Source organism: Pseudokineococcus marinus (assembly GCF_013004605.1).
GTDB lineage: Bacteria > Actinomycetota > Actinomycetes > Actinomycetales > Quadrisphaeraceae > Pseudokineococcus > Pseudokineococcus marinus.
The window spans coordinates 1-3,043 of record NZ_JABEMA010000332.1 but is presented as its reverse complement, the minus strand read 5'-3'; the positions used below and the strand labels follow the sequence as shown (position 1 = coordinate 3,043).

Sequence of the window (3,043 nt, the reverse complement as noted above, 5' to 3'; positions counted from 1 at the left end):
CGCGGCGCTTCGCCGAGCGGGCGCGAGCGCGCCGGCGCCTCGCGCTGCGCCCCCTCCTGGCCGTCCTCGCGGTCCTCGTCGTGGTGGCCGGGCTCGCCTACGTCCTGCTGTGGTCGCCCCTGCTCGTCGTGCGCGAGGTCGGCGTCGTCGGCCTCGAGCGCCTCGAGCGCCCGGCCGTCGCCGAGCTCGTCGAGCCCGCCGTCGGCACGCCGCTGGCCCGCGTCGACACCGCGGCGCTCGAGGAGGCCGTGGAGCAGGTGCCGCTCGTCGAGACGGCGACCGTGGCCCGCGTGTGGCCCTCCGGCCTCGAGGTGCGCGTCGTCGAGCGCGTGCCCGTGGCGGCCGTCGCCGACCCCGCCGGGGGCTACAGCGTCGTCGACCGCACGGGCCTCACCGTGCTCCACGAGGCGGAGGTGCCCACCGACGTCCCGCTCGTGGCGGTGGACCTCGTGAGCGCGCGGCCCGGCACGGTCGAGGCCGTGACGCGGGTCCTCGACGGCCTGCCGCCCGACCTGCGCGAGCAGGTGGCCACCGCCGGCGGGACGAGCCCCGACGACGTCGTGCTGGACCTGCGCTCCGGCGCGCGCGTCGTCTGGGGCGGCGCCGAGGAGACGCCCGTCAAGGCCGACGTCCTGCTGGCGCTCCTGCAGCGGCCCGCGGCCGTCTACGACGTCAGCTCCCCAGCCGCGCCGGTCACGCGCGGGGGCTGACCCCCGCGCCGGACCGCCCGCGGCCCGGCACCCGGCCCGACGCCCCGCCTCGGGCGCCTCGCCGAGCGGTCCCCGCCCGGCCCTCGAGCCTCCCGTGCGCCTCGGCGTGCTCGGACGTCGGCGCGTCGCGGCGTGTCCCGGCGCGGCGGTCGACAGCGCCGACCCGGGGGACCTACCGTTCAGCCCAGCACGGACCTGACATAACTATCACCCTCAACCTGAGGGTGAGGGTCCATCCGGCACCGCACCCAGGAACTCCAGCGAAGGGCTCGCCTCGTGGCATCACCGCAGAACTACCTCGCCGTCATCAAGGTCGTCGGCATCGGCGGCGGCGGGGTCAACGCCGTGAACCGGATGATCGAGGTCGGCCTGAAGGGCGTCGAGTTCATCGCGGTCAACACCGACGCCCAGGCGCTCCTCATGTCCGACGCGGACGTCAAGCTCGACGTCGGCCGCGAGCTCACCCGCGGCCTCGGCGCGGGCGCGGACCCCGAGGTCGGCCGCAAGGCGGCCGAGGACCACGCGGAGGAGATCGAGGAGGCCCTGCGCGGGGCCGACATGGTCTTCGTCACGGCCGGCGAGGGCGGCGGCACCGGCACGGGCGGCGCGCCCGTCGTCGCCCGGATCGCGCGCGAGCTCGGGGCCCTGACGATCGGCGTCGTCACGCGCCCCTTCACCTTCGAGGGCCGTCGGCGCGCCAACCAGGCCGACAGCGGCATCGAGAGCCTCCGCGAGGAGGTCGACACCCTCATCGTCATCCCCAACGACCGGCTGCTGTCCATCAGCGACCGCGCCGTGAGCATGCTCGACGCCTTCCGCTCCGCCGACCAGGTGCTCCTGTCGGGCGTGCAGGGCATCACCGACCTCATCACGACGCCGGGCCTCATCAACCTCGACTTCGCCGACGTCAAGAGCGTCATGCAGGGCGCCGGCAGCGCCCTCATGGGCATCGGCTCGGCGCGGGGCGACGACCGCGCCGTCCTCGCCTCCGAGGCGGCCATCTCCTCGCCGCTGCTCGAGGCGAGCATCGACGGCGCCCACGGCGTGCTGCTGTCCATCCAGGGCGGCTCCGACCTCGGCCTCTTCGAGATCAACGAGGCCGCGCGCCTCGTGCAGGAGGCGGCGCACCCCGAGGCCAACATCATCTTCGGCGCCGTCATCGACGACGCCCTCGGCGACGAGGTCCGCGTCACCGTCATCGCCGCCGGGTTCGACGGCGGCACCCCGTCGCGCCGCCGGGACGAGCGCGGCGCCGCGCAGGCGGCCCCGGCGCGCCCGCAGCCCGCGCGCGGCGCCGTCCCCCCGCGCCAGCAGCCGGCGCCGGGCGGCGACGACGTCCCGACCTCGCCGTGGCCGGGCGCCACCGCGGGTCAGGCGTCGAGCTCCTCCCAGCAGCAGGGCCAGCAGCAGCAGGGCCAGCAGCAGGAGGCGCCGGCGGAGGAGCGCCAGGGCGGCCGCGAGGAGGCGCCCTCGCCGCAGCCGCTCGACCAGGGGCCGGCGTGGGGCCGGGGGCAGCGCTCCTCCGACGACGACCTCGACGTCCCGGACTTCCTGCGCTGAGCGCGCACGGCACCGCCGGGCGGACGTCGCTCCCGCCCGCGCCGCAGCCCGCCGCCCCGTCCGCTCCCGGGCGGGGCGGCGGGCTGCTCGCGTGGTCGCGGGCGCTCCCCGGGCGCGGCGGCAGCGGGGCCGCCCCGCGCGTCGGCACCACGCCCGGGGCGGTGCTCGCCCTCACCTCCCGCGCCGGCGCCGGGTGGACGCCCCCGGGGGCCGGCGGCGCCCCGCCGGGGCCCTACGACGGCCTGGACCTCGCCCTGCACGTCGGGGACGACGAGGCCGCCGTGCGCGCGGCGCGGCGCGCGCTCGCCGACGAGCTGGCGGGCCGCGGCGCCCGCGAGGTGCGCTACCTCCAGCAGGTCCACGGCGCCGACGTCCTCGTCGTCGACGAGGCGGGCCCGGGCGGTGCCGGCGGGGTCCCCGACGCGCCGGCGGTCGACGCCGCCGTCACGGCCGTCCCCGGCGTGGCGCTGGCCGTCCTCGTCGCCGACTGCGTGCCCGTGGTGATGGCCGACCCCGTCGCCGGGGTGGTGGGCGTGGCCCACGCCGGGCGCCGCGGCGCGCTGCTGGGCGCACCGGTGCGCGCGGTGGAGGCGATGCGCGGGCTCGGGGCCCGCGACGTGGTCGCCGTCCTCGGCCCCAGCATCTGCCCGCGCTGCTACGAGGTCCCGGCGGACCTGCGCGCGGCGGTGGCGGCCGAGCACCCCGTCGGTGCGAGCACGACGTGGGAGGGCGCCCCGGCGCTGGACGTCGCGGCCCTCGTGCTCGAGCAGCTC

General features: G+C 78.4%; 3 protein-coding genes. All 3 read left to right on the top strand.

Features of this window, described 5'->3' with window-relative positions:
• The coding region (locus tag HLB09_RS14905; RefSeq protein ID WP_171204118.1) for a cell division protein FtsQ/DivIB at positions 1-710 on the top strand (710 nt) is incomplete at its 5' end.
• Positions 711-986: 276 nt separating this feature from the next.
• Positions 987-2,270: a cell division protein FtsZ gene (ftsZ, locus tag HLB09_RS14900; protein ID WP_171204117.1), complete on the top strand. Its 1,284-nt coding sequence runs from the start codon at positions 987-989 to the stop codon at positions 2,268-2,270.
• Between the two features lie 161 nt (positions 2,271-2,431).
• A partial coding sequence (locus tag HLB09_RS14895) for a polyphenol oxidase family protein (RefSeq protein ID WP_171204116.1) occupies positions 2,432-3,043 on the top strand: 612 nt, incomplete at its 3' end.